The sequence below is a fragment of the Heliomarina sp. genome (assembly GCF_052826185.1).
On record NZ_JBRBUI010000053.1, the window covers coordinates 74,061 to 97,610 of the forward strand.

27 protein-coding genes and 1 other RNA gene are annotated in these 23,550 nt (G+C 61.9%); 15 read left to right on the forward strand and 13 right to left on the reverse strand.

Going from position 1 to position 23,550, the window contains the following annotated elements:
* Positions 1-33 precede the first annotated feature (33 nt).
* Positions 34-132, forward strand: an RNA gene (ffs, locus tag ACU0FH_RS16990) — signal recognition particle sRNA small type.
* A gap of 99 nt (positions 133-231) precedes the next feature.
* Here the strand turns inward: ffs and ypfJ are convergent.
* Positions 232-1,077, reverse strand: a complete 846-nt coding sequence (gene ypfJ / locus ACU0FH_RS16995) for a KPN_02809 family neutral zinc metallopeptidase (protein WP_446195847.1) — start codon at positions 1,075-1,077, stop codon at positions 232-234.
* Positions 1,078-1,154: 77 nt separating this feature from the next.
* Here ypfJ and ACU0FH_RS17000 point away from each other — a divergent pair, with 77 nt between their 5' ends.
* The 7 genes from ACU0FH_RS17000 to ACU0FH_RS17030 all read left to right on the forward strand — a co-directional run bounded on the left by ACU0FH_RS17000 (position 1,155) and on the right by ACU0FH_RS17030 (position 7,502).
* Positions 1,155-1,541 carry a YidH family protein gene (locus ACU0FH_RS17000; RefSeq protein WP_446195848.1) on the forward strand — a complete coding sequence of 129 codons (387 nt, stop codon included), beginning with the start codon at positions 1,155-1,157 and terminating at the stop codon, positions 1,539-1,541.
* Between the two features lie 71 nt (positions 1,542-1,612).
* Positions 1,613-3,364 (forward strand): DNA polymerase III subunit gamma/tau, encoded by a 1,752-nt coding sequence (locus ACU0FH_RS17005; protein ID WP_446195849.1) that lies wholly within the window; start codon positions 1,613-1,615, stop codon positions 3,362-3,364.
* Entirely contained in the window at positions 3,357-3,755 is a 399-nt protein-coding gene (locus tag ACU0FH_RS17010) for a RidA family protein (RefSeq protein WP_446195850.1), read from the forward strand. Before ACU0FH_RS17005 ends, ACU0FH_RS17010 begins: the two co-directional genes overlap by 8 nt.
* A gap of 32 nt (positions 3,756-3,787) precedes the next feature.
* Positions 3,788-4,132, forward strand: a complete 345-nt coding sequence (locus tag ACU0FH_RS17015) for a YbaB/EbfC family nucleoid-associated protein (RefSeq protein ID WP_088632269.1) — start codon at positions 3,788-3,790, stop codon at positions 4,130-4,132.
* 7 nt (positions 4,133-4,139) lie between these two features.
* A complete protein-coding gene (gene recR / locus ACU0FH_RS17020; protein ID WP_446195852.1) occupies positions 4,140-4,733 on the forward strand; it encodes a recombination mediator RecR in 594 nt (197 codons plus the stop codon).
* Between the two features lie 103 nt (positions 4,734-4,836).
* Positions 4,837-6,072, forward strand: coding sequence for a putative DNA modification/repair radical SAM protein (locus tag ACU0FH_RS17025; RefSeq protein WP_446195854.1), 1,236 nt, complete (start codon positions 4,837-4,839; stop codon positions 6,070-6,072).
* Positions 6,072-7,502 carry a UdgX family uracil-DNA binding protein gene (locus ACU0FH_RS17030; RefSeq protein WP_446195856.1) on the forward strand — a complete coding sequence of 477 codons (1,431 nt, stop codon included), beginning with the start codon at positions 6,072-6,074 and terminating at the stop codon, positions 7,500-7,502. The genes ACU0FH_RS17025 and ACU0FH_RS17030 overlap by 1 nt, the downstream gene beginning before the upstream one ends.
* Positions 7,503-7,635: 133 nt before the next feature.
* Here the strand turns inward: ACU0FH_RS17030 and ACU0FH_RS17035 are convergent, their stop codons facing one another.
* Positions 7,636-8,820 carry a type III PLP-dependent enzyme gene (locus ACU0FH_RS17035; RefSeq protein WP_446195858.1) on the reverse strand — a complete coding sequence of 395 codons (1,185 nt, stop codon included), beginning with the start codon at positions 8,818-8,820 and terminating at the stop codon, positions 7,636-7,638.
* 265 nt (positions 8,821-9,085) lie between these two features.
* Here ACU0FH_RS17035 and ACU0FH_RS17040 point away from each other — a divergent pair, with 265 nt between their 5' ends.
* Complete coding sequence (locus tag ACU0FH_RS17040) at positions 9,086-9,952, forward strand: alpha/beta hydrolase fold domain-containing protein (protein ID WP_446195860.1); 867 nt, start codon at positions 9,086-9,088, stop codon at positions 9,950-9,952.
* Positions 9,953-10,007: 55 nt separating this feature from the next.
* Here ACU0FH_RS17040 and ACU0FH_RS17045 read toward each other — a convergent pair whose 3' ends face one another.
* Positions 10,008-10,775, reverse strand: coding sequence for a DUF1013 domain-containing protein (locus ACU0FH_RS17045; protein WP_446195862.1), 768 nt, complete (start codon positions 10,773-10,775; stop codon positions 10,008-10,010).
* 134 nt (positions 10,776-10,909) lie between these two features.
* Between ACU0FH_RS17045 and ACU0FH_RS17050 the strand changes: the two genes are divergently transcribed.
* Positions 10,910-11,557, forward strand: coding sequence for a ribonuclease T2 family protein (locus tag ACU0FH_RS17050; protein ID WP_446195864.1), 648 nt, complete (start codon positions 10,910-10,912; stop codon positions 11,555-11,557).
* Positions 11,558-11,686: 129 nt separating this feature from the next.
* Here ACU0FH_RS17050 and ACU0FH_RS17055 read toward each other — a convergent pair whose 3' ends face one another.
* The 3 genes from ACU0FH_RS17055 to ACU0FH_RS17065 all read right to left on the reverse strand — a co-directional run bounded on the left by ACU0FH_RS17055 (position 11,687) and on the right by ACU0FH_RS17065 (position 14,685).
* On the reverse strand, positions 11,687-12,382 hold the full coding sequence (locus ACU0FH_RS17055; RefSeq protein WP_446195865.1) for a VPLPA-CTERM sorting domain-containing protein: 696 nt from the start codon (positions 12,380-12,382) through the stop codon (positions 11,687-11,689).
* A gap of 507 nt (positions 12,383-12,889) precedes the next feature.
* A complete protein-coding gene (locus ACU0FH_RS17060) occupies positions 12,890-13,879 on the reverse strand; it encodes an NAD(P)H-quinone oxidoreductase (RefSeq protein ID WP_446195866.1) in 990 nt (329 codons plus the stop codon).
* Positions 13,880-13,992: 113 nt separating this feature from the next.
* On the reverse strand, positions 13,993-14,685 hold the full coding sequence (locus tag ACU0FH_RS17065) for a COQ9 family protein (RefSeq protein WP_446195868.1): 693 nt from the start codon (positions 14,683-14,685) through the stop codon (positions 13,993-13,995).
* Between the two features lie 116 nt (positions 14,686-14,801).
* Here ACU0FH_RS17065 and rpsU point away from each other — a divergent pair, with 116 nt between their 5' ends.
* Entirely contained in the window at positions 14,802-15,008 is a 207-nt protein-coding gene (gene rpsU, locus ACU0FH_RS17070; RefSeq protein ID WP_007118112.1) for a 30S ribosomal protein S21, read from the forward strand.
* A 95-nt stretch (positions 15,009-15,103) separates the two neighbouring features.
* Here the strand turns inward: rpsU and ACU0FH_RS17075 are convergent, their stop codons facing one another.
* The 4 genes from ACU0FH_RS17075 to ACU0FH_RS17090 all read right to left on the reverse strand — a co-directional run bounded on the left by ACU0FH_RS17075 (position 15,104) and on the right by ACU0FH_RS17090 (position 18,263).
* On the reverse strand, positions 15,104-15,829 hold the full coding sequence (locus ACU0FH_RS17075) for an STAS/SEC14 domain-containing protein (protein WP_446195870.1): 726 nt from the start codon (positions 15,827-15,829) through the stop codon (positions 15,104-15,106).
* Positions 15,830-15,923: 94 nt separating this feature from the next.
* Positions 15,924-16,058 (reverse strand): hypothetical protein, encoded by a 135-nt coding sequence (locus tag ACU0FH_RS17080; RefSeq protein WP_446195871.1) that lies wholly within the window; start codon positions 16,056-16,058, stop codon positions 15,924-15,926.
* Between the two features lie 95 nt (positions 16,059-16,153).
* Entirely contained in the window at positions 16,154-16,513 is a 360-nt protein-coding gene (locus ACU0FH_RS17085; protein ID WP_446195872.1) for a hypothetical protein, read from the reverse strand.
* A 169-nt stretch (positions 16,514-16,682) separates the two neighbouring features.
* A complete protein-coding gene (locus ACU0FH_RS17090; RefSeq protein WP_446195873.1) occupies positions 16,683-18,263 on the reverse strand; it encodes a GMC family oxidoreductase in 1,581 nt (526 codons plus the stop codon).
* 186 nt (positions 18,264-18,449) lie between these two features.
* Between ACU0FH_RS17090 and ACU0FH_RS17095 the strand changes: the two genes are divergently transcribed.
* Positions 18,450-19,046, forward strand: coding sequence for a LysE family translocator (locus ACU0FH_RS17095; protein WP_446195874.1), 597 nt, complete (start codon positions 18,450-18,452; stop codon positions 19,044-19,046).
* Between the two features lie 86 nt (positions 19,047-19,132).
* Here the strand turns inward: ACU0FH_RS17095 and ACU0FH_RS17100 are convergent, their stop codons facing one another.
* Positions 19,133-19,591, reverse strand: coding sequence for an Lrp/AsnC family transcriptional regulator (locus ACU0FH_RS17100; protein WP_088632284.1), 459 nt, complete (start codon positions 19,589-19,591; stop codon positions 19,133-19,135).
* A 138-nt stretch (positions 19,592-19,729) separates the two neighbouring features.
* On the opposite strand from ACU0FH_RS17100, the gene ald reads away from it, so the two are divergent.
* Positions 19,730-20,851 carry an alanine dehydrogenase gene (gene ald / locus ACU0FH_RS17105; RefSeq protein WP_446195875.1) on the forward strand — a complete coding sequence of 374 codons (1,122 nt, stop codon included), beginning with the start codon at positions 19,730-19,732 and terminating at the stop codon, positions 20,849-20,851.
* 64 nt (positions 20,852-20,915) lie between these two features.
* Here ald and mscL read toward each other — a convergent pair whose 3' ends face one another.
* Positions 20,916-21,347 (reverse strand): large conductance mechanosensitive channel protein MscL, encoded by a 432-nt coding sequence (gene mscL, locus ACU0FH_RS17110; protein ID WP_446195876.1) that lies wholly within the window; start codon positions 21,345-21,347, stop codon positions 20,916-20,918.
* Between the two features lie 141 nt (positions 21,348-21,488).
* Between mscL and ACU0FH_RS17115 the strand changes: the two genes are divergently transcribed.
* Positions 21,489-22,187 carry a glutathione S-transferase family protein gene (locus ACU0FH_RS17115; protein WP_446195878.1) on the forward strand — a complete coding sequence of 233 codons (699 nt, stop codon included), beginning with the start codon at positions 21,489-21,491 and terminating at the stop codon, positions 22,185-22,187.
* A gap of 19 nt (positions 22,188-22,206) precedes the next feature.
* On the opposite strand, the gene ACU0FH_RS17120 is transcribed toward ACU0FH_RS17115, so the two are convergent.
* Positions 22,207-22,656 carry a YtoQ family protein gene (locus tag ACU0FH_RS17120; RefSeq protein WP_088632288.1) on the reverse strand — a complete coding sequence of 150 codons (450 nt, stop codon included), beginning with the start codon at positions 22,654-22,656 and terminating at the stop codon, positions 22,207-22,209.
* A gap of 125 nt (positions 22,657-22,781) precedes the next feature.
* On the opposite strand from ACU0FH_RS17120, the gene ACU0FH_RS17125 reads away from it, so the two are divergent.
* Positions 22,782-23,543 carry an ion transporter gene (locus ACU0FH_RS17125; RefSeq protein ID WP_446195880.1) on the forward strand — a complete coding sequence of 254 codons (762 nt, stop codon included), beginning with the start codon at positions 22,782-22,784 and terminating at the stop codon, positions 23,541-23,543.
* The last annotated feature ends 7 nt before the right edge of the window (positions 23,544-23,550 follow it).

Here is a 23,550-nt window from a genome sequence, read left to right on the forward strand (position 1 = left end):
GCGAATCCGGAACACGACCCCTATATGGGGTCTTGAGAGGTTGGCGCGGGCAAGCGCCTCGCCAACCTGGTCAGGTCCGGAAGGAAGCAGCCACAACGAGCCCCGCTTGGGTCGATGTCCAGCCTCTCACTTAAGCGTCAAATCCCAAAGGGATTTGCGCGAAAGCCGAAAGCGATAAATCGCATAGCGATTTACGCGCAGGCTCTCTTCAAAGTAGCTCTGCGCCGCCCCCTATAACCGATCCGCGCTAAACGTATCGCAGGACCGCAGATCGCCACTGTCATACCCCGTGGCAAACCAGCGTTCACGCTGCTCCGAGGTGCCATGGGTAAAGGTGTGCGGCTGCGGCACTCTTCCGGCATCGCGTTGCAACTTGTCATCGCCGATCTGGCGGGCCGCGTTCAGCGCCTCCTGCAGATCGCCACGCTCCATCAGCCCGCCGACCTTCTGGGCCCAGATCCCGGCAAGGCAATCCGCCTGCAATTCCAGCCGCACGGTCAGCGCATTGGCCTCGACCTGGCTGCTCTGGCGGCGCGCGTTATCGACCTGCCCGAGGATACCCAGAAGGTTCTGCACATGATGGCCTACCTCATGCGCGATCACATAGGCCGCCGCAAAGTCGCCATTCGCACCCAGCTGCCGATGCATAGTCTCGAAAAACGCGGTGTCGAGATACGCCTTACGGTCCGCCGGGCAATAAAACGGCCCCGTCGCACCCGAGGCCCCGCCACAGGGGCTCTGCGTAACGCCGGAAAACAGCACCAGCTGCGGCGGCACGTAATCGCCGTCAACCTGCGCATCAAAGACCTCGGTCCAGACCTGCTCGGTGGTGGTCAGCACACGAGAGGCAAACTCCGCCTCCTGCTCCTCGGCCGGGGTCGGCTCGCGGGCAACCATCTGGGTGCTGTCCTGTCCAGTCAGCAGCGGCGTTACATCCACACCGGTGAAATACCCGAAGGCAAGGATCGCCAGAAACCCGACAAGCCCGATACCACCAACCGCCCCGCCACGGCCCGATATGCCCCGCCCGCGGCGGTCTTCGACGTTACGGCTGCGACCAATTCCACCCAAGCGCATGGCGACACCTCCCAATCACACTAATTCAATTCAAAGTTAACATAACTTGAGGTATTATGGTTCCGGAAAGATGACAGATGCAGGATGACGGCGCTCCCGACGCAGACCGAAACACCCGCTGGGCGGAAAACCGGACCGACTGGGCCGAGGACCGTACACTGCAGGCCAACGAACGCACCTTTGCGGGCTGGATGCGCACCGGCATGGCCTCGGTGGCCCTCGCGCTTGGCCTCAGGGCGCTGTTCGGCGCATTCGAGCCGACATGGCTCGCCAAGACGGTCGCGAGTATCTTCCTGCTTACCGCCATTGGCATTTTCTGGACCGCACGACGCAACGCGTCCAAAACGCTCGAACGGCTAAACGACCACCGCGCCCAGCCGCTCAGCCCGCGCAGTTTCACCCTGCTTGCCGCCAGCCTGACCTTTGGCGCGCTGGCCACCGGCACATTGCTCTGGCTGCTTTAGTGGACCTTGCCGCGCGCTCGCATTAACCTGTGCCGAAACGAGCACCCGAATCCTATTCCCCACAGGTCTGCATGTCCGAAACCGCGCCTTCTCAATATCGCGTTCTTGCCCGCAAGTATCGCCCGGAAACCTTTGCCGATCTGGTCGGACAGGATGCGATGGTCCGCACGCTGAAAAACGCGTTCGAGGCCGATCGAATCGCGCAGGCCTTCATCATGACCGGCATCCGGGGCACAGGTAAGACAACGACGGCGCGGATCATCGCCAAGGGCATGAACTGCATCGGCCCCGACGGCAATGGCGGCCCGACGACCAATCCCTGCGGCGAATGCGAACATTGCAAGGCCATCATGGAAGGCCGCCATGTGGACGTGCTGGAAATGGACGCCGCGTCGCGAACCGGCGTCGGCGACATCCGTGAAATCATCGATTCCGTCCGCTATCGCGCCGCCTCGGCTCGCTACAAGATCTACATCATCGACGAAGTTCACATGCTCTCGACCAGCGCTTTCAACGCGCTGCTCAAGACGCTCGAAGAACCGCCCGAGCATGTGAAATTCATCTTCGCCACGACCGAGATCCGCAAGGTTCCGGTCACGGTGCTGTCGCGCTGCCAGCGCTTCGATCTGCGCCGGATCGAACCCGAGGTGATGATCAACCTGCTGAAAAAGATCGCCGGGGCGGAAAACGCGCAGATCTCCGAAGATGCGCTTGCCCTGATCACCCGCGCCGCCGAAGGTTCGGCCCGCGATGCGACCTCGCTGCTCGATCAGGCGATTTCGCACGGGGCAGGCGAAACCACCGCCGATCAGGTCCGCGCCATGCTGGGCCTTGCCGACCGGGGCCGCGTGCTCGACCTGATGGATATGATCCAGCGCGGCGATGCCGCCGGGGCGCTGACCGAACTTTCTGCCCAATATGCCGAGGGTGCCGATCCGATGGCGGTGCTGCGCGATCTGGCCGAGATCGCGCACTGGGTCTCGGTCGTAAAGATCACCCCGGATGCCGCCGAAGACCCGACCATCTCGCCCGACGAACGTGCGCGCGGCAGCGACATGGCCGCGAACCTGCCGATGCGGGTGCTGTCGCGCATGTGGCAGATGCTGCTGAAATCCATGGAAGAAGTCGCCGCCGCACCCAACGCGATGATGGCCGCCGAAATGGCCGTGATCCGCCTGACCCATGTCGCCGACCTCCCCAGCCCCGAAGAACTGGTCCGCAAGCTGGGCACCACCCCGCAGCCCCCCCAGCCTTCCGCACCGCCCCCCACCGGCGGTGGTGGCGGTGGCGGGCACAGCGCGCATCACCAGTCCAGCACCAACGCGGTATCCCACCGCAGCAGTGGCGGCGCACAGCCCGCTCCGGCCGAGGCACCAAACAGCGCGCTGGCCCATTATCCGAGCTTCGAGCACGTCCTCGAACTGATCCGTGCCAACCGCGACGTGAAACTGCTGGTCGAGGTCGAAACCGGCCTGCGTCTCGTGTCCTATTCACCGGGCCGCATCGAATTCTCGCCAACCGATACCGCACCCGGTGACATGGCGCAGCGGCTCGGCTCCGCGCTGCAACGCTGGACCGGCAACCGCTGGGCGGTCAGCGTCGTCGCCACCGGCGGCGCACCCACCGTGGCCGAGGTACGCGATGCCAAGGAAAACGCCCTGCGCGAAGAGGCCAGCACCCACCCGATGGTGCAGGCCGTTCTGGCCCGTTTCCCAAAAGCGGTGATCAAGGATATCCGTACCCCGGAACAGATCGCGGCCGATGTAGAAACCGAGGCGCTGCCCGAGGTCGAGGACGAATGGGACCCGTTCGAGGATGACTGAAACAAGGGCGCTGATCCCCGACAGCCTTGCCGCCATCGAACGCGACTGGTGCATGTCGCCGGGACTGATCTCGGGCGATCATGTCTTTCTGACCGGCATCACTGGCCAGCGTATCGACGGCGTGATCCCCGAAACGCCCGAGGAACAGTATGAAACCGCGTTCGACAATATCACCCTGATCCTTGCCGAGGCTGGCATGACGCTCGCCGACGTTGTTGACGTCACGACCTTTCACATCGGGCTTCAGGAACATCTCGATACCTTCCGCAAGGTCTGGAATGCGCGGGTTTCGCCCCCATATCCTGCATGGACGGCGGTCGGCGTGACGGAATTCATCATTCCCGGCAACTTCATCGAAGTGAAGGTGGTGGCCCGCCTGCCAAACGTGTAAACCACCGCGAAACGAACAATCAGGAGACTGAAATGCTCAAAGGATTAGGCGGTCTTGGCGACATGACCAAGATGATGAAAGCCGCGCAGGAAATGCAGACCAAGATGGCGCAACTTCAGGAAGACATGCACAACCTGATGGTCACCGGCGAATCCGGGGCCGGTCTCGTCAAGGCGACCTGCACCTGCAAGGGCGAGCTGAAATCGCTCGACATCGACCCGTCGATCTTTAACGGCGACGACAAGGAAGTGGTCGAAGACCTTATCCTCGCCGCCATCAAGGACGCGCAGGGCAAGGCCAGCGATCGCGCTCAGGAAGAGATGGGCAAGCTGACCGAAGGCATGGGCCTGCCCAAGGACATGAAACTTCCGTTCTGAGCCCCGCTTGAGCAGTACCAGCGATATCGACAGCCTGATCGAGCTGATGGCCCGCCTGCCGGGCCTCGGCCCCCGTTCGGCACGTCGCGCGGTACTGCACCTGATCCGTAAACGCGGGCAATTGCTGACCCCTCTGGCTGGGGCCATGCAGCAGGTCGCCGCCACCGCGCGCGAATGCCTGAACTGCGGCAATGTCGGCACCAGTGACATTTGCGACATCTGCGACTCCGAGAAACGCGCCACAGGCGAGCTTTGCATCGTCGAGGACGTGGCCGATCTCTGGGCCATGGAACGCTCGCAGGTGTTTCGCGGCCGCTACCACGTGCTGGGCGGCACGCTGTCCGCCCTCGATGCAGTCGGCCCCGAAGAGCTTCGCATCCCGCGCCTGCTCGACCGGGTGGTAACCGAAGGCATCACCGAGGTTATCCTCGCGCTCAATGCCACCGTCGACGGCATGACCACCGCCCATTACATCGCTGATCAACTGGGCGAACGGGTCCGTATCACGTCGCTGGCACAGGGCGTGCCCATCGGCGGCGAACTGGACTATCTCGACGACGGCACGATCAGTGCCGCCATGCGCGCCCGCAAGGCGCTCTGACCTGCCGCCGCTGCCCGGCGAAAATCAGCCCTCAAAGAAAAGTTGATCGCAAGCCCCACCGACTCCAGTTGCGCCTGTCCGATTGCGAACATATCGTGAACGAATGGCTAAACTCACACTGGACAGAAAACTCGCGATTCTCTCAGACGCCGCCAAATACGATGCCTCCTGCGCATCGAGCGGCGGTCAGAAACGCGACTCGCGCGATGGCAAGGGACTGGGCTCGACCACCGGCTCCGGTATCTGCCACGCCTATGCGCCCGACGGGCGCTGCATCAGTCTGCTCAAGATTCTGATGACCAATTTCTGCATCTACGACTGCGCCTATTGCATCAACCGGGTCAGCTCCAACGTCGAAAGGGCACGATTTTCCCCTGAAGAGGTCGTGACCCTCACCACAGAATTCTACCGTCGCAACTATATTGAAGGGCTGTTCCTGTCCTCGGGTATCATCCGCAGCCCCGACGATACCATGGGCGACATGGTGCGCATCGCGCGGATGTTGCGTCTCGAACATCACTTCCGCGGCTACATCCATCTCAAGACCATTCCCGACGCCAATCCCGCCCTGGTCGAAGAAGCCGGGCTTTACGCCGACCGGCTCTCGATCAACGTGGAACTGCCCACCGACAACGCGGTGAAATCCTATGCGCCGGAAAAGGACCCCGACCAGATCCGCCGCGCGATGGCCGATGTGCGGCTGGCGCGGGAATCGCGCAAGGAGCGCAGTTTTTCCGGCAAGCGCCCGCCGCGTTTTGCCCCGGCAGGCCAGTCCACCCAGATGATCGTCGGCGCGGACGGCGCCAATGACGCCACGATCCTGAAAACCTCTACCCGGCTCTATTCCAGTTACAAACTCAAACGGGTCTATTATTCGGCCTTTTCGCCGATACCCGACAGTTCTGCCGCACTGCCCCTGATCAAACCGCCGCTGGTACGCGAACACCGGCTTTATCAGGCCGACTGGTTGATGCGCTTTTACGGTTTCGACGCGGATGAAATCGCCGGCGCCACGCGCGACGGTAATCTCGATCTTGAAGTCGACCCAAAGCTTGCATGGGCGCTGTCCAACCGGCACTTGTTTCCGCTCGACGTGAACCGGGCTGAGAGAGAAAACCTGTTGCGCGTGCCGGGGTTGGGGACCAAAACCGTTGCGCGTATCCTCACCACACGGCGACACCGCAGCCTGCGCTATGACGATCTGCGGCGTATGGGCGCGAACCTGAAACAGGCCAAGCCTTTCATCACGCTGCTCGACTGGCGGCCACGGGCGCTCTCGGACATCGCCGATCTGCGCGCCCGCTTTGCCCCGCCGCCCGAGCAGCTGCAACTGATCTGATGCGCCGCGTCACCCTCCCCGAGATCGGCACCTTCGAGGCATGGCGCGATCAGGCCCGCGCCCTGCTCGCCGCCGGTATCCCGCCCGAAGACCTGCTCTGGCAGCGTGGCGAGGGCGACGCGGACCTCTTTGCCGACCCCCTGCCGGCACTGACCGGTGGCGACATAACTGTACCGCGCGGCTTTGTCGATCTGGCCCGACAGGTCGTCTGGCACAGCGACCCCGAGCGTTTTGCCCGGCTCTACGCCCTGCTCTGGGCGTTGAAATCGGACCGCCGCCTGCTGGAAGATCGGGGCGATGCCCGCGTGGCCCGGCTGAACCGTCTGGCCAAGGAGGTCGGGCGCGACCGGCACAAGATGACCGCTTTCGTGCGGTTCCGCGAAATCGGCGATCCGGGCGCGAACCGGCGGCGGTTTGCGGCGTGGTTCGAACCTACGCATTACATCCTCGAACCGACAGCGCCGTTCTTCGTCAAACGCTTTGGCGATATGGACTGGTCGATCTTCACCCCCGACCTCAGCGCGCATTTCCTTGGCGGTGACCTAAGCCTCGCCCCGCCCGCGCCACGGCCCGACCTGCCCGATGACGCGGCCGAGGATCTCTGGCGCACCTATTTCCGCAACATCTTCAACCCGGCGCGGGTCAAGCTGAAAGCAATGCAGGCGGAGATGCCAAAGAAATACTGGCGCAACATGCCCGAAACCACGCTGATCCCGGAAATGGTCGCGTCGGCCCATGCCCGTGCGCGTGCGATGGCCGAGGCCGCGCCCAGTCTTGCGCCCAAGCGCGCCGAAGCGATCACCGAACGGCTCCGGTCAGATCAGGCCATAGCTCGGCCAGACGATACAGGCCAGTCTCTGAAAGCGCAGCTTGCCGCCTGCCGCCGCTGCCCGCTCTGGGAAAACGCGACGCAAGCGGTCCCCGGCGAAGGCCCGGCAGACGCCGCGCTGATGATCGTCGGGGAACAGCCGGGCGATCACGAGGACCTGACAGGCCGCCCCTTTGTCGGCCCGGCGGGCCAGTTGTTCGACCAGATTGCCAGACGCGCCGGGCTCGACAGGTCGCGAGCCTATGTGACCAACGCGATCAAGCATTTCAAATTCCAGCCACGCGGCAAGCGCCGTATCCACCAGGCCCCGAACCGGGGCGAGGTCTCGCATTGCCGCTGGTGGCTCGACATGGAGCGCGAGACGGTGCGCTCGAAACTGATCCTCGCCATGGGCGCGACGGCTCTGGAGAGCCTGACCGGCAACCGGCGTGACCTGCTGAAGCGGCGCGGCACCATCGAGACGCTTCCCGATGGCACACTCGTTTTCGTGACCGTGCATCCATCGTACCTGCTGCGCCTGCCCGATGCAGAGCGCACAGAGGCCGAAGCGCAGTTCGAAAGCGATTTACGGGAGGCGATGGCCCATCTTCGAACGCTTTGATAGCAAAGAGCGTGACGGGGGCAGTCGGACTCGGGGCTCTGCCCCATCCGCGCAGGCGCGGATTCCCCGGGATATTTTAGACCCAAAGAAGGGCGGATCGCGGTTGATTGAGCCGCGACCCGCCCTGCCCTGCTCAGAGAATGACCACGTCCAGAGGCGGGAAGCCGTTGAAGCCAACCGAGGAATAGGACGAGGTGTAAGCCCCGCAGGCGCGGATCACGATACGGTCGCCCGAACGCAGACCGAGGGGCAGCTGCACGGGGCGGTTTTCGTAAAGCACGTCTGCGGAGTCGCAGGAGGGGCCGGCAAGGACGCAGGCTCCCATGTCTTCGTGATCGCGGGCGGTCTGGAACTGGTAGCGGATCGCTTCGTCCATGGTTTCCGCGAGGCCCGAGAACTTGCCGATGTCGAGATAGACCCAGCGGTGCAGGTCTTCTGGGGATTTCTTCGACACGAGCAGGACCTCTGCCACGATCTTGCCCGCCTCGGCGACAAGGCCGCGGCCTGGCTCGGCCATGATGCGGGGCACATCGCCGAAACGGTCGTGGATCAGGTCCATCACCGCGGCGGCATAGGCACTCGGATGGTCGATCGCCTCGCCGTAGAAAGCCGGAAAACCGCCGCCGATGTTGAGCAGGGTCAGGCCGAAGCCCGCCGCCTGCGCCGCGTGCCAGATCCCGGCCACCTGATCGAGCGTGCCGGTCCACATCTCGGCGCGTTTGGTCTGCGAGCCGACATGGAAGGAGAGGCCAACCGGCCGCAGGCCCAGATCGCGGGCGTGGCCGAGCAGCGAGAGCGCATGACCGGTTGCCACGCCGAACTTGCGCGAGAGCGGCCAATCGGCTTGCGAGTTCTCGACGATCACGCGGATATAGACCTGCGCGCCGGGAGCATGGATGGCGATCTTTTCCAGCTCTTCCTCGGCATCTGCAGCGAAGAGCTGGATCCCTGCATTGTAGGCGAATGCGATGTCGGACGCGCGTTTCACGGTATTGCCGAAAGAGATGTGCTCGGGCGCAGCGCCCTGGCTCAGGCAAAGCTCGATTTCACCGCGCGAGGCCGCATCGAAACGGCAGCCCTTGTGGACCAGCATTTCGATGATCTCACGGGCCGGGTTCGCCTTGACCGCATAGTGGATATCGGCGCCGCCCTTGCCGGTGCGCAGCCCACGTGCAAGCGCATCGTATTGTTCAGCCACCAGCGCGGTGTCGAGCACCAGCGTCGGGCGGTCAAAGGTATTAGCGGCAATGAAGCTGTCGATGGTTTGGGTGCGCGCGTCAGCAAATGCGCCGACAAGGTCGGTTACGTAGGCGTTCATGGTCATCTCCAATAGAACCGGCCCCACAGGGCCACTTACTTCCAAGGGAGACGTTACCGTCGCTACGTAAACACGTGGTTCGGGGTTGGAACCCGACACAGGCCAGAGGCGCGTGCGTTGGCGTCTTGAATCGCCATTTAAGCCATTTTCGGATTCTTGCAAGAGAAGAATTTAGCGAATTTTCGAGACTAAAAACTGTGGATTTTCAGGCACTCTTCACCGAAGGATGAAGCCCGGGAAACGGGATACTGAAAGAGGGATAGAGATGGCCAGCCTGATGATGAACGCGGTGCGACTGGCCCTGAAAGCGGCGGGAAAGCCGATGAACAAACCGGCCCGATATCTTGCCGAGCGAAAGAACCGGGAGGACCCGATACGGGTCGATCCTCCCTCGGATATAGATGTTTCCTACGATGAGATCGGCGATTGCGCTTTTTTCCGCGTGACACCCCCTGGCCCGCTTTCGAACCGGATGATTTATTTCCACGGCGGTGCCTTTGTGAACCCGATGCGCAAGGTGCATTGGCGCCTGATCGCGCGCCTCGGAGAGGTTCTCCGCGCCGAGATGATCGTGCCCACTTACCCGCTTGCGCCCCAGCACGATCACCGCCCTGCCCATGCGCAGGCACGCGCGCTCTTGCAGGCGCAGGAAGGGAAATCATTTCTGATGGGGGGCGATTCCGCCGGTGGCAACCTTGCGTTGGCGATGGCGCTGGCTGGCCGCGCTGGCGAAGTGCCGACAGCCGAACGGCTAATCCTGCTCGCCCCCTGGCTCGACCTGACCTGCGCCAACCCGAAGGGCCCCGAGCTTGAACCGAAAGACCCGATCATCGGGCTTGAGGTCGTGCGCCAGTGTGGAAAATGGTGGGCCGGGCCGGAAGATCCGCGTGCGCCGCATCTCAGCCCGCTCTTCGGCCCGGTGGATGGGTTTCCTCCTATCGACATCCATCAGGGCACGGCCGATCTCTGCTGGCCCGATGCGAGCGATTACGCCACCCGGCTTGCGGCGGCGGGAAATACGGGGCGCTATTACGAATACCCCGGCGCGATCCATGTGTTCCCGGCGGTGACCTTCCTGCCGGAATCGAAACTGGCCTACCGTCGAATCGAACGCGACGCGCTCGGCTCCTGAAACGCAAAACGGCGCGGGAAGATCCCGCGCCGCTCTTCATCCCGTAAGGCCGGGATCAATCCTCGTCTTCATCCTCGTCATCCGCATCCGGCAGGTTAAAAAAGCTGTCCGCGTCGGAATATTCCTTGGCGTTGCGCTTTTCTTCCTCTTCCTCTTCCTCGGCCGGGGTCCCGCTGAGCGTGAAGGTCTCCAGACCTTCGATCGCGGTCGGCATGCGCGGCTCGGCTTCCATGCCAAGCGACTGCTCGGTGGACACCAGCTTGCGGCGTTCGTCGTCGCTCATCACCGCGCCTTCGGCGGCTTTCTTCGCGGCGGCCTTCTGCACCACCATGTCCAGTTCGGACTGCTTGCAGAGCCCCAGCGCAACCGGGTCGATCGGCTGGATGTTGGCGATGTTCCAGTGGGTCCGCTCGCGGATCGCCTGGATCGTCGGCTTGGTGGTGCCGACAAGCTTGGAAATCTGCGCATCCGACAGCTCCGGGTGAAACTTGACCAGCCACAGGATCGACGCCGGACGGTCCTGACGCTTGGACAGCGGCGTATAACGCGGCCCACGGCGTTTTTCCTCGCCCTGCGCGGCGGCGTTGTACTTCAGCTTCAGCTTATGCAGCGGGCTTTTCTCGGCCGCATCGATTTCTTCCTGCGTCAGCTGGTTGTTGGCGACCGGATCAAACCCCTTGACCCCGGCTGCCACGTCGCCATCCGCTATGCCCTGAATCTCAAGCTCGTGCATTCCAACGAAATCCGCGATCTGCTTGAAGCTGATCGTCGTGTTGTCCACCAGCCAGACGGCTGTGGCTCTTGCCATAAGCGGCTTGCTCATGTCACATCTCCTAAACTCAATTCTTCCCCGTTGCCCGGCTTTCGCAGGCGGCCTCCGGTACTCGGGGGCGGGCTTCCGTTGTCGGGGAACTTGGGGCCTATATAGTCAGGTCTGTGCAAATTGGAAAGAGCCGAATGAAGCGGTCAATAACAGGTATCCTCTGCGCCGCGCTGCTGGCCCTGCCTCTTTCCGCCGATGCCGGAGGTGAGAAGTCCGGTGAATTCGACTATTACGTCCTGTCGCTCAGCTGGTCGCCGAACTGGTGCGCGATGACGGGCGACGCGCAGGGTTCCGATCAATGCGACGCGCGCCATGATCACGGCTGGATCATGCATGGTCTCTGGCCGCAATATGCCCAAGGCTACCCGTCGCACTGCCCGACCCATCATCGCGCACCCTCGCGCAAGATGACCTCTGACATGGCCGATATCATGGGCACCCCGGGCCTAGCGTGGTACCAGTGGAAAAAGCACGGGACCTGCTCGGGCCTTGCCGCCGACCGGTATTTCGCGCTGGCAAGGCTGGCTTATGAAGGCGTGAAGCGTCCCGAAATCCTGCGCAAGCTCGACAAGCCCGTTCGCCTGCCGGCCTCGGTCATCGAAGAGGCCTTTCTGGAGGCCAATCCCCGATGGGAATCCGACATGCTGACTGTCACCTGCAAACAGGGCCACATTCAGGAAGCGCGGCTGTGTCTCTCGCGCGCGCTCGATCCGGTGACCTGCGGGCCTGACGTGATCAGGGACTGCTCACTGGACGACGCGCTGTTCAACCCGATCCGCTAAGGCAAAGAAAAAAACGGCTCCGCGTCTGAACGCGAAGCCGCATTGGGTTGCTGCATAGATTGTCAGGCGCGCGATATGCCCCTTCGCGTGGCCCGCCGGAACGGGCCAGCTGTCAATCGCTTCCCGAATTTATGCTTTCTTGCGACGACGCATGACGCCAAGGGCACCCATCGCGCTCATGATCATCAGACCAGCGGCCGGAACCGGCACAGGGGTGGTTTCCGGGATCGGGTTCGCGGTGACGAGATCCTGGTTCTTCGCGCTGGCAAAGAAAGTCATGTCGTAGTCGTCAAGGCTGCCACTGGACAGGGCGCTCAGGTAGCTGTTCGCCTGGCTTTTGACGGCCCAGTTGCTCTTCACCTCGAACGAACCGCGGTCGAGGTTAAAACCCCAGTAGCTGTCGCTGTCTTCGACAACTTCCCAGATCGCAACCTGAAGACCGGCCGCCTGAACCGACGTCGTAATCACGTCGCCAAGGGTGCCACCGCCCAGAACGCTCGAAAACAGCTTGGACAGGTTGTTGGTGATGGTGCTGTTGAACAGGTTCGGCGCGATCGTGGCTTTCTGCGGGTTGCCAAGATACTGGTCGAGGTCGACACAGAAGGCGAGGAAATCGCCAAGACCGTTGTTGCCGGTCAGGTGGAACATGCCCGCATCAACATAAGAAGTGCTGCTGCCGTTCTCGATCTTTACACGCTCTTTCAGGTTGCCCGAACCAAAGACGCCCGAGGACTGGTGCGTGATCGTGTACTCGGTCGAAGCGGAAGCCGCGCCAGCGATCAGGGAAAGCGCAATTGCTGCGCCGGTAACAAAGTTCTTAACCATTTTAACTCGTCCTAACATTGGGTTGTTGGTCGGCCCCCACCGTGTTGACAAACCTTTGACACAAATCCGCCCCAATTCTCAATCTTAGAAATGGAAACTATCTGTTCGCAGCAGGCGACAAATGGGAAAGAAGGGCAACTTATTGGAATAAATCAATAATTCCAATGTTCCGCGATTGCACCCTCGTAAAGACCGGTCCCAAAAGGTCAACAATCCGACCTCGCCAAGGAACGTCCTTAATAAAGATCGCCCCTTTATCGGTTTCGACCACCTAGTCGGAATCGCGAGGCGTCGACGGCAAGATGTTCTAATGGGAAGAGTAACTGTTCCAGTTAAGCGCGTATCCAGTCATCGTCCGCCCCTTCGAAAAACGTATCTCAATAATCACGGGCCGTTCGACCGCAAATCCCGGCAAGCAAGCGCCCGGATTCACGTCAGTTCAAATCCTTATAGGTTTCGATACCAGATAAGTTAGGGTCGCGATGGCCACAGCCGGGCGGGGTAACTTTAACCGCCCGCGACCTCCAGAACGATCTTGCCGATATGGCCCGAGCTTTCCATCCGCGCATGGGCATCCGCCGCCTTTTCAAAGTCAAAACTGCTGTCCATCACCGGTGCCACCCGCCCCGAGTCCAGCAGCGGCCAGACCTTTTCACGCAGCTCACGGGCAATCTCTGCTTTGGCCGCCACGCTCTGCGGGCGCAGGGTCGAGCCCGTCACCGTCAGGCGGCGCACCATGATAAGGGCAAAGTTCACCTCGGCCACCGGGCCCTGCAGAAACGCGATCTGTACCAGCCGCCCGTCTTCGGCCAGCGCCTTGATGTTGCGCGGGATGTAATCGCCGCCCACCATGTCAAGGATCAGGTCCGCGCCGCCCTCGGCCTTCATGACCTCGACGAAATCGTCTTCCTTGTAGTTGATCGCCTTTTCCGCGCCCAGATCCTCGCAGGCCTTGCATTTCTCGGCCGATCCGGCGGTCGCGAAGACCCGCGCGCCAAAAGCCTTGGCAAGTTGGATCGCAGTCGTCCCGATCCCGGAAGACCCCCCATGCACAAGGAACTTCTCTCCGCCGTCGAGCCCGCCGCGCATGAACACGTTTGTCCAGACGGTGTAGAACGTTTCGGGCAGGCAGGCGGCCTCTTTCATGCCCATGCCTTCGGGCACGGGCAGGCAGTGCACCGCCGGTGTCGCCACGTATTCCGCATAGCCACCGCCGGGCAGCAGGGCGCAAACCTTGTCGCCCAGTTTCCATTCGCTGACGCCCTGACCAATGCCGACAATCTCGCCCGAGCACTCCAGCCCCGGCAGATCGCTGGCATCCGGCGGCGGCGCATAGCTGCCCGCACGCTGCAGCGCGTCGGGGCGGTTCACCCCGGCATAGGCCACCTTGATGATCACCTGACCGGGCGCCGGTTCCGGGATCGGACGGGTCGTCGGCACAAGAACTTCCGGCCCGCCGGGCATGGAAATCTCAACGGCGCGCATGGTCTGCGTCATGGCTCTGGCTATCCTTTCCTGCGCGTCCCCGGGATGGGAAATCGCGCGTAAGTCTCGGCTCCTCCTAGGAAACCTGACTTTTCCCCACATTTCAAGAAGTTGATTCGACCGCCTCAGCCGCGCGGAGTCGTCGACCCCGGAAAGCCCTGCATACGGTGTTTTCCCGGCGCCTTGATCTGGCTCATCACCCAGTTCGGCCCCATCATCAGCGGCTTCAGCAGCGGGTTCCGGTTCACGTCGGCCTTGATCTTTTCAATGGTCATGACGTTCTCGATCCGCCGGTCAAGAAATTCCCAGGTCGCGCGATTGCCCTCGCTGTCGTCGCCCAGCCAGTAAAGCGCCGTCGCGGAGTAAACCGCCGAAAGCGTCGCCCGCTTGGTGTACCAGTTCGCATCTTCCGAGGTATCGCCCAGCGCGGTCCAGATCGCGTCCGCCGTGCCCCAGATCGCCTTGGTCCCGTCCGCCGCGTGCTGCGGCAGCGCGAACAGCGTCGTGCCCCGGCGCACCAGCTCACGGTCAGCCACTTCAAGGCGGAACCGCACCGCCGCCGCGATCCGGTCGCGAAAGCGCATCGCCTCCATGTCGGCGGCTTCGATCTTGGCCAGCATCGCCGCATCGCCTCGCGCGTGATAGGCCAGCGCCAGATCCACCGCGCCGCGCGGGAACAACGATTTCGCCAGCGCCGGCTCAATCTCCGAATCGGCGATTGCGGCGCGGAACGCGGCATCGCTCCAGCCATCGAACGGCACATGGTTCAGCGCCGCATCCAGCAGTTTTTCCCGTGGATCACTCTCTGCATCGGTCATTCGGACACTCCCGTCGCTAAAAATCCTGTCAGACTGGACAAGATAGCCCGGTCTTGCTATAGGGCCACTTCCTGCAATCTCTTGCAACTTTAACTTAGAAAGGTGGTGACAACCACATGCAGGTTAGTGTTCGCGACAACAATGTCGATCAGGCGCTCCGCGCCCTGAAGAAAAAGCTGCAGCGTGAAGGCGTTTTCCGTGAAATGAAGCTCAAGCAGCATTTCGAGAAGCCGTCCGAGAAAAAAGCGCGCGAGAAAGCCGAAGCGATCCGCCGCGCCCGGAAACTGGCACGGAAAAAAGCACAGCGCGAAGGGATGATGTAAGTCACCCGCCGCAGCATTCCGAACGGAATGAGCGACCCCCGAGGTGGAAACCGCGGGGGTTTTGCTTTTTTGGGGCCAACGTTTCTAGGGTCAACTCAAGCCGCAAGCCAGCTCTTCGCAGCCTCGATCTCTGCGCCGGGAAAATATCTGACCTCGCCCGACAACACCCGCTTTCCGACCTCTGCCGCCATGCGCTGCCAGCCAGCATCGCCGACAATTGCGGCCCGGTCGACCAGCCCGGCATGGTTGCGGACCAGCTTGAGATGCTCGCCGATGGCGCCCAGCCCCTGCCAGCCGTCGAACTCACGAATGTCCAACAGCATCCGGAACCTGTTGTTCTTGCGGATGAACGCATCGAGATCCGCGCTTTCCTCGGCATAGACTGCTGCATCGAGCTGCCCGAGCAACTGGACATGAAGCACGCCATTGCCCAGATCGGTCTGGTGGATGGACCCCAGCGATTCAGACAGCCAGCGCCGCGCCTCGTCGATCTCCTCCGGGGCAAAGACCTTCACCGGGCAGGGCATGAACACCCAGAACGCCTTGACCACACGGCGCATCGCATCCGACCTGGTCACCACCGCGCAGCGGTCAAAACCTCGCCAGTGTTTCAGCCCCATCCGCGCATCATCCATCATCGCCCCAAGGGTGAAATCGCTGATATCGCTCTCAAGTTCGATTAGCAGCCGAATGCGTTCCGAATCCTCTATCGCCTTGTCGATGGCCGGAACCAGAACCTCCCGATAATCTTCGTCCGTGATCGCGCCACTCATGCGGATTTCCAGCATGCCGTCCCGCGCCGTTTCTTTCAGTTCAATCATGTCTCAGACCTCCCTCAAGCCATGCTGGAATCTTACCACACCGGATGTGACGCGGCTTTGACCTGCGTCAGTACGGCAATGGGTTCTGCTTGTTTCATAGGTCCGCCGGATCGACCTCCCCGGCGGCAATGCGCGCCAGCAGCGCCACCTGCACATCCAGCGAGTCGATGACCGGATAGCCCGGGTCCTGCCCGTCGAATGCGAGGTTAAGGTCGGTGCCCGCAAGCACGATGGCTCTGCCACCTGCTCCTTAATCATCCGCTGGCCTGCATCCAGAAACATCTGCCGCTGCGCAGGCGTGCACGTCCCGGCGATGGCCACCTCCTAATAGCTCTTCCCCAGCGTTTCGATCTCTGCATCCAGCACCATCGCCTCGGTCTGCTCAAGCTGCCGGTACAGGCGTGTCCGCATCACGACCCGCGTCCCCAGCTGCCCGACCCGCCGGATGCCATCCTCGACAAGATACCTGTCGAGCGGCGTCACCGCCGAGACCAGCGGCAAAGGCGAAATCGCCACCAGTTCGTCAAAACAGCAAAACGCGCCAAGCGAGGTTAGCGCGGCCACTTCGGCCCCTGCGCCGTTCAACTCGGCGATCTGATCGGCAAAGATACGGGCCTGCGGCGCGCGGATATCGGCGAGGTTGTATTTGATCAGCGTATGTATATCCCCGTGCGACAGGGTCATGCGCAGCTTTGCTCCCTTAGCCTCCATCGCCGCCGCAAGTCACTGATAGTAAACCACGCTGGCCGCAACGCCGATACCACCTACCAGACCGATATGCATGATGCCCTCCAAGCTGGCTGCGCAGGGGCAGGATGACGCCCGGAGCGGAACGATTGCAAGGATACCCCCTTCACCCCGCCAAAATCATCTCGCTCGCCTTCTCCGCGATCATGATCGTGGGCGAATTGGTATTGCCGCTGGTAATCGTCGGCATGATCGAGGCATCGACCACGCGCAACCCTGCCACCCCGCGCAGACGCAATTGCGGATCAAGCGGCGCCTCCTCGCCCGCGCCCATCCGCACCGTGCCCACCGGGTGAAAGATCGTCGTCCCAATGTCGCCCGCCGCCCGCGCGAGATCCGCATCGGTCTCAATCGACATGCCCGGCTTCATCTCTTCGGGCGCATATTTCGCCATCGGCCCCTGCACCATGATCCGCCGCGCCTGCTTGATCGCCGCCACGGCCACCGTGCGGTCGCCTTCAGTCGACAGGTAATTGGGGGAGATCACCGGTGCGTCCTCGGGGTTGGGCGAGGCGATCTTTACGCTGCCCCGGCTTTCCGGGCGCAGGTTGCAGACACTCGCCGTAATCGCCGGGTAATCGTGCAAAGGCTGGCCGAACGCCTCAAGCGAGAGCGGCTGCACATGGTATTCAACATCGGGCGTCTCAAGATCCGGGCGCGACTTGGAAAAGGCACCCAACTGACTGGGCGCCATCGACATCGGCCCGTCCCGGCGCAGCATGTATTCCAGCCCGATCTTGGCCTTGCCGAACAGGGTCGCCGCCATGGTGTTCAACGTCAGCGCATCCTTCAGCCGCCAGGCACAGCGCAGTTGCAGATGGTCCTGCAGGTTCGCACCGATCCCCGCCATGTCCCGCTGCACGTCGATCCCGTGTTCCTGCAAAAGAGCCCCCGGCCCCAACCCGGACAATTGCAGGATCTGCGGCGAATTCACCGCGCCCGCCGAGAGGATCACCTCGGCCCGCGCCCGCGCCTGACGCAGTTCTCCGTTCTGACGGTACTCGACACCGACGGCCGTGCCCTCTTCGAGCAAGATCCGCGTGGTATGGGCTTTAGTCTCGACCTTTAGCCGATCTTTCCGCGCCGCTTTCAGAAAAGCGCGCGCTGTGTTCAGCCTCCAGCCCTTGCGCTGGTTAACCCGGAAATACCCGACACCCTCGTTATTGCCCCGGTTGAAATCGGTCGTCCGGGGCAGGCCTTCGGCTTCGGCCGCTGCCATCCAGTCATCCAGCAGGTCCCAGCGTAGCCGCTGGTTATCGACCCGCCATTCGCCACCGACCCCGTGCATATCGTCCGGGCCATCGACGTAATCTTCCAGCCGCTTGAACAGGGGCAGCACATCGTCCCAGCCCCATCCCGGATTGCCCTGCTGTCGCCAACCATCGTAATCGGCCGCCTGCCCGCGCAGATAGAGCATCCCATTGATCGAAGAACATCCGCCCAGCACCTTGCCGCGCGGATAAAGCAGCGACCGACCGTTCAGACCGCCCTCTTCGGCGGTGCGATACATCCAGTCCGTGCGCGGGTTGCCGATGCAATAGAGATACCCCATAGGGATATGGATCCAGTGGTAATTGTCGCGCCCGCCCGCCTCGAGCAGCAGGGTCCGATGGCCGGCACGGCTTAGTCGATTGGCCAGAACGCAGCCCGCGCTGCCGGCCCCGACGATGATGTAATCGAATTCCATATCTCTCTCCCCTTGGGCCATTTGTCGGGCAGCGAACCCGGAACCGCAAGCGCGATTGTCCAGCTCCTTTCATCGCCGGACCTGATGGGGCGCATCACGAAAATGCCGCACGCAAGGGGGTATGAGCCGTTGCAGGACGCCCTCGGCGACGGTTAGTCTTTCCGAACCCAGCCATGGAAGGTTCCCATGCCCAGCATTGCCGAATTTCCCGCTCTGATTGGCTTTGCCTTTGTCGCCGCCGCTTCGCCGGGGCCAAACAATATCATGGTCATGTCCTCGGGAGCGAATTTCGGCGTTCGCCGGACCCTGCCGCATATGTTCGGCATCGGCATCGGGTTCGCCGTGATGATCGTGCTGGTCGGGCTTGGTCTGATGGCGCTGTTCGAAACCTTCCCGATCCTCAACACCATCCTCACCGTAGCCTCCGTCACCTATCTGCTCTGGCTGGCCTGGAAGATCGCCACTGCCGCCCCGCCGCAAGCGGGCGGCGACGTGGGAAAACCGTTCAGCTTTCTGCAGGCAAGCGCCTTTCAGTGGGTCAACCCAAAGGCCTGGGCGATGGGCACCACGGCCATCACCCTCTATGCGCCGGAACACACACTCTCCGCCGTGCTGATCGTCGCCACTGCCTTTGTCGCGGTCACCCTGCCCTCGCTCACATTCTGGGTTTTCGCCGGGACGATGGTGCAGCGCTGGTTGTCGAAACCCACCCGGTTGCGCGCCTTCAATATCGTCATGGCGCTTTTGCTCGTCGGCTCGCTCTATCTCGGTTTGCGGCACTGAACACCGCAAAAACGGGCAAAAGTCATACAAACGGTGTACAGGGGGTGTACAGGGAGTGTACGGCTTTCACCCCCCTGTTTTGCCTCTTAGACCGGCAAGGCCGTGGTCTGCAGAACCGTCCGCAGGGCAAAGCTAGACTGCATCTGTGACACGCCCGGAAGGCGGCTCAGATGCTGGCGATGGATGCGGGCGAAATCCTCGGTATCCTCGGCCACGATCTTGAGGATGTAATCCGCCGTCCCCGCCATCAGGTGACATTCAAGCACGTCCGGGATCCGCCGTACCGCCTTTTCGAACGCATCCAGAACCTCGTCCGACTGGCTCTGCAGCTTGATCTCGACAATGACAGTTGTAGACATACCCAGCCGACGCGGATCCAGCAGGGCGACATAACCGCGAATGAACCCTTCGGCCTCAAGCCGCTGCACCCGGCGATGGCAGGCCGAGGGTGACAGGTTCACCTTTTCGGACAGGTCCGCGTTCGACAGCCGCCCCCTGACCTGCAGGGCCGCGAGTATCCGCCGATCGGTTGCATCCAGCTCCATCCGCGCAATTCCCTTGCGTAAAGAGATCCAAATTTCGCAGAGTCTTCGACAAAAACCCCGCCGAGCGCCCAGAATTCTCACAGATTTTGCAAGATGGGAAGCGCATAATCGGTACATTTACACAAGGGAGGTCAGAACATGAAGATCGGTTGCCCCAAAGAGATCAAGCCGCAGGAATTTCGCGTCGGCATGACACCCAACGCGGTCCGGGAAGCGGTCGCGCATGGCCACAGCGTCATGATCGAGAAGAACGCTGGCTCAGGTGCCGGTTTCGAGAATGCCGCCTATACCGAGGCGGGCGCGCAAGTTGTTGCAACAGCGGAAGAAATCTTTGCCAGCGCCGAGATGATCGTCAAGGTCAAGGAACCCCAGCCGGTCGAGCGCAAGATGCTGCGCGAGGGCCAGTTGCTGTTCACCTATCTCCATCTTGCGCCCGATCCGGCCCAGACCCATGACCTGATTGCCTCGGGCGTCACCGCCATCGCCTATGAAACCGTGACCGACGCGGCGGGCGGGCTGCCCCTGCTGGCGCCGATGTCCGAAGTCGCGGGCCGCCTTGCGCCGCAGGTCGGTGCATGGACCCTGCAAAAGGCCAACGGCGGACGTGGCGTGTTGATGGGCGGCGTTCCCGGCGTCGGTCCGGCCAAGGTGGCCGTGATCGGCGGTGGCGTAGTCGGCACCCATGCCGCACGGATCGCCGCCGGAATGGGCGCGGATGTCACCGTGCTCGACCGCTCCCTGCCCCGTATCCGCTATCTCGACGATGTGTTCGGCGGGCAATTCAAGACCTCCTACGCCAGTGCGGGCAATACAGCCGAACTGGTCGCCGAGGCCGATATGGTGATCGGCGCGGTGCTGATCCCCGGTGCCGCCGCGCCGAAACTCGTGACCAAAGCTCAGCTTTCCACCATGAAGCCCGGTGCGGCCATCGTCGACGTCGCCATCGATCAGGGCGGCTGCTTTGAGACATCGCGCGCAACCACCCATCAGGACCCGATCTACGAGGTAGACGGCATCATGCATTACTGTGTCGCGAACATGCCCGGCGCCGTGGCACGCACTTCGACCATCGCGCTTGGCAACGCCACCATGCCCTTCCTGCTGGCGCTGGCCGACAAGGGATGGAAACAGGCCTGCGCCGACGATCCGCACCTGTTGAACGGTCTGAACGTCCACGCGGGCAAGCTGACCTATTTCGCCGTGGGCAAGGCGCTGGGGATCGACGTGACGTCGCCCCAGCTGGTTGTCAAAGCGGCTTAACCGCTTGATATAGGGCGTTATCCGCAGAAACCCGCGGATAACGCCCTTTTTCTGAAGGTTCGGGTCAACGCTGCTGAAGCGCGTCGCGGATTTCGATCAGGATGTCCTTTTCCGACGGTCCCGTATGGACCTCGGGTGCGACCTCATCCGGCTTTTCCGCCAGCGATTTGACCCGGTTCACCATCTTGACGAGAAGGAAGACCACCCAGGCGATGATCAGGAAATTGAGCACCGCCATCAGGAAGCTGCCATAGGCGAAGATCGACGCCCCGGATTCCCGCGCGGCGGCCAGGCTGGCACCTTCCGGCACGTTGCCACCCAGCACGATGTACTTGTCCGTGAAATCGAACCCACCTGTGAACAACCCGATGAAAGGGTTGATGATATCGGCGACCAGCGAACTGACAATCGCCGTAAAGGCCGCGCCGATGATGATGCCGACGGCCATGTCCATGACATTGCCCTTGGCGATAAAATCCTTGAATTCCTGGATCATTTCCTTGCTCCTCGATCGAAAGCCCCTGCGGCAACTGTTCGCATTCACACATCGGACCGGGCACCAACGCACTCATTCAGCCCTGTCCGTCCGGGCGAATATCATTACCTTAACTAAGGTTACGCTATCAGGAGCGCTTTCATGACTGACCTCACCCAATTTCCCATTACCGCAAAATGGCCCGCCGCAAACCCGGAAATCATCCAGCTTTATTCGTTTCCCACGCCCAATGGTGTAAAAGCGTCTATCGCGCTGGAAGAGATGGGCCTTGAATACGAGCCGCATCTGGTCACGCTGGCCGATGCCGATGTCAAAAGCGATGCTTTTCTGTCGCTGAACCCCAACAACAAGATCCCCGCGATCATCGACCCGAACGGGCCGGACGGCGCCCCGGTAGGCCTGTTCGAAAGCGGCGCGATCCTGATCTATCTGGCGGAAAAGACCGGCAAGCTGATCGGGGATTCCGCGACGGACAAGGCCAAGATTATCCAGTGGGTGATGTTCCAGATGGGCGGGCTGGGTCCGATGCTTGGCCAGCTGGGGTTCTTTTACAAGTTCGCCGGTGCCGAGATCGAAGACCCCCGCCCGCGTGACCGCTACATAAACGAAGCCAAGCGCCTGCTGGCGGTTCTGGAAAAGCAGCTTGATGGTCAGGACTGGGTGGCAGGCGACTATTCCATCGCCGATATAGCCATTGCGCCCTGGCTCAATGCGCTGGACTTCTACGGTGCTAAGGACGTGGTGAACTGGTCGGAACATCCCAACCTGATCGCCTATCTTGAACGCTTCTACGCTCGTCCGGCGGTGGAAAAGGGCAAGAACATCCCGCCCCGTCCCTGATGATTTCTGCTGCCCGGTCTCAGCCGGGCAGTTTACCAGTCAGCACGTAGCGCAGGATCTCGACCACCTGACGCGGCTCTTCGGCCACCGCCAGCGCGGCCGCGTCGACCTCTTTCAGCGCATGGGCATGATCAGGCCCGTGCAGGATAATCAGCGATTTGCCAAGCGCGGCGGCATAGCCCGCATCAAAGGCCGCGTTCCACTGCTTGTACTGGTCGCCGAAACGGACGACGACCACATCCGCGTCCTCGATCCCCTTGCGGGTACGGATCGCGTTGACCTGCGCGCCCTTGCGGTCGTGCCAGAACTTGTTCGGCTCTGCCCCAAGGATCGCGACGCCGCAATCGTCGCTGGCCCCGTGATCGGTGACCGGCGCGTTAAAGGTGATATCCAGCCCCTCGGCGCCCGCAGTAATCTGCTCGCGCCAGTCGGTGTGGATTTCGCCGCTCAGATAGACGTTGAGTGCCATGGCTTTCTCCTGCTTGCTGCTGCGCTCTTGCTAGCGGATCACGGCCACGGTCGAAACCCCGGTGAGAGGTTGAGGCGCCAAGCCCGCCCGCGCTATGATCCACCGATCAGGGTCAAGGAGCCACCATGCTGTCCAAACTTGCGTCGCTATATCAGGACGATACGCCTGCCGCGCACCGGTTCCGTTACGGGCTGCTGGCCTTCGACCTTGGCACCATTGCTTTCGTCGTCGTGACCTCGTTCTTCCCACATAGACCCGCCATCGAGATCATCGACGCGGTGCTTGGCGTGATCATCCTTGCGGATTTCCTTGTCCGGTTCGCGATAGAAAAGAACAAGAAGACTTTCATGTTCCGCGTCGCGACCATTGCGGATGTCATCGCGATCGCGTCCTTCCTTGCCCCGATCGCGGGCGAAGGCTTCGGGTTCCTGCGCGTTTTACGGACCCTGAGGCTATTGCACACGTATGAGCTCAGCTCGCGGCTACGGCAGGATTTCAGATACTTCCGCGAGAACCAGGAGATCATCCTTGCGGCGATCAACCTGTTTGTCTTTCTGTTCGTGATGACGGGGCTGATCTATGCGACGCAGTACCCCGAGAACCCCGAAATCGGCAATTACGCGGATGCGCTTTATTTCACTGTCACCACGCTGACCACGACCGGGTTTGGCGACATCACCTTGCAAGGCACGTCGGGGAGGATGCTGTCGGTCGGGGTGATGATCGTGGGCGTCACACTATTCCTGCGGCTGGCACAGGTCATGTTCCGCCCGACCAAGGTACGCCACGAATGCCCGAGCTGCGGGTTGGTGTTGCACGACGCGGACGCCGTGCATTGCAAGCATTGTGGCGAGACGATCCGCATCAAGACCGAAGGGGTCTATTAGCGGATCG

Coding starts and splice junctions, on each gene's coding strand:
- ypfJ (WP_446195847.1), bottom strand. CDS start 1,077: ATGCGCTTGGGTGGAATTGGTCGCAGCCGTAACGTCGAAGACCGCCGC.
- ACU0FH_RS17000 (WP_446195848.1), top strand. CDS start 1,155: ATGCAGGATGACGGCGCTCCCGACGCAGACCGAAACACCCGCTGGGCG.
- ACU0FH_RS17005 (WP_446195849.1), top strand. CDS start 1,613: ATGTCCGAAACCGCGCCTTCTCAATATCGCGTTCTTGCCCGCAAGTAT.
- ACU0FH_RS17010 (WP_446195850.1), top strand. CDS start 3,357: ATGACTGAAACAAGGGCGCTGATCCCCGACAGCCTTGCCGCCATCGAA.
- ACU0FH_RS17015 (WP_088632269.1), top strand. CDS start 3,788: ATGCTCAAAGGATTAGGCGGTCTTGGCGACATGACCAAGATGATGAAA.
- ACU0FH_RS17025 (WP_446195854.1), top strand. CDS start 4,837: ATGGCTAAACTCACACTGGACAGAAAACTCGCGATTCTCTCAGACGCC.
- ACU0FH_RS17030 (WP_446195856.1), top strand. CDS start 6,072: ATGCGCCGCGTCACCCTCCCCGAGATCGGCACCTTCGAGGCATGGCGC.
- ACU0FH_RS17035 (WP_446195858.1), bottom strand. CDS start 8,820: ATGAACGCCTACGTAACCGACCTTGTCGGCGCATTTGCTGACGCGCGC.
- ACU0FH_RS17040 (WP_446195860.1), top strand. CDS start 9,086: ATGGCCAGCCTGATGATGAACGCGGTGCGACTGGCCCTGAAAGCGGCG.
- ACU0FH_RS17045 (WP_446195862.1), bottom strand. CDS start 10,775: ATGAGCAAGCCGCTTATGGCAAGAGCCACAGCCGTCTGGCTGGTGGAC.
- ACU0FH_RS17050 (WP_446195864.1), top strand. CDS start 10,910: ATGAAGCGGTCAATAACAGGTATCCTCTGCGCCGCGCTGCTGGCCCTG.
- ACU0FH_RS17055 (WP_446195865.1), bottom strand. CDS start 12,382: ATGGTTAAGAACTTTGTTACCGGCGCAGCAATTGCGCTTTCCCTGATC.
- ACU0FH_RS17060 (WP_446195866.1), bottom strand. CDS start 13,879: ATGACGCAGACCATGCGCGCCGTTGAGATTTCCATGCCCGGCGGGCCG.
- ACU0FH_RS17065 (WP_446195868.1), bottom strand. CDS start 14,685: ATGACCGATGCAGAGAGTGATCCACGGGAAAAACTGCTGGATGCGGCG.
- rpsU (WP_007118112.1), top strand. CDS start 14,802: ATGCAGGTTAGTGTTCGCGACAACAATGTCGATCAGGCGCTCCGCGCC.
- ACU0FH_RS17075 (WP_446195870.1), bottom strand. CDS start 15,829: ATGATTGAACTGAAAGAAACGGCGCGGGACGGCATGCTGGAAATCCGC.
- ACU0FH_RS17085 (WP_446195872.1), bottom strand. CDS start 16,513: ATGACCCTGTCGCACGGGGATATACATACGCTGATCAAATACAACCTC.
- ACU0FH_RS17090 (WP_446195873.1), bottom strand. CDS start 18,263: ATGGAATTCGATTACATCATCGTCGGGGCCGGCAGCGCGGGCTGCGTT.
- ACU0FH_RS17095 (WP_446195874.1), top strand. CDS start 18,450: ATGCCCAGCATTGCCGAATTTCCCGCTCTGATTGGCTTTGCCTTTGTC.
- ACU0FH_RS17100 (WP_088632284.1), bottom strand. CDS start 19,591: ATGGAGCTGGATGCAACCGATCGGCGGATACTCGCGGCCCTGCAGGTC.
- ald (WP_446195875.1), top strand. CDS start 19,730: ATGAAGATCGGTTGCCCCAAAGAGATCAAGCCGCAGGAATTTCGCGTC.
- mscL (WP_446195876.1), bottom strand. CDS start 21,347: ATGATCCAGGAATTCAAGGATTTTATCGCCAAGGGCAATGTCATGGAC.
- ACU0FH_RS17115 (WP_446195878.1), top strand. CDS start 21,489: ATGACTGACCTCACCCAATTTCCCATTACCGCAAAATGGCCCGCCGCA.
- ACU0FH_RS17120 (WP_088632288.1), bottom strand. CDS start 22,656: ATGGCACTCAACGTCTATCTGAGCGGCGAAATCCACACCGACTGGCGC.
- ACU0FH_RS17125 (WP_446195880.1), top strand. CDS start 22,782: ATGCTGTCCAAACTTGCGTCGCTATATCAGGACGATACGCCTGCCGCG.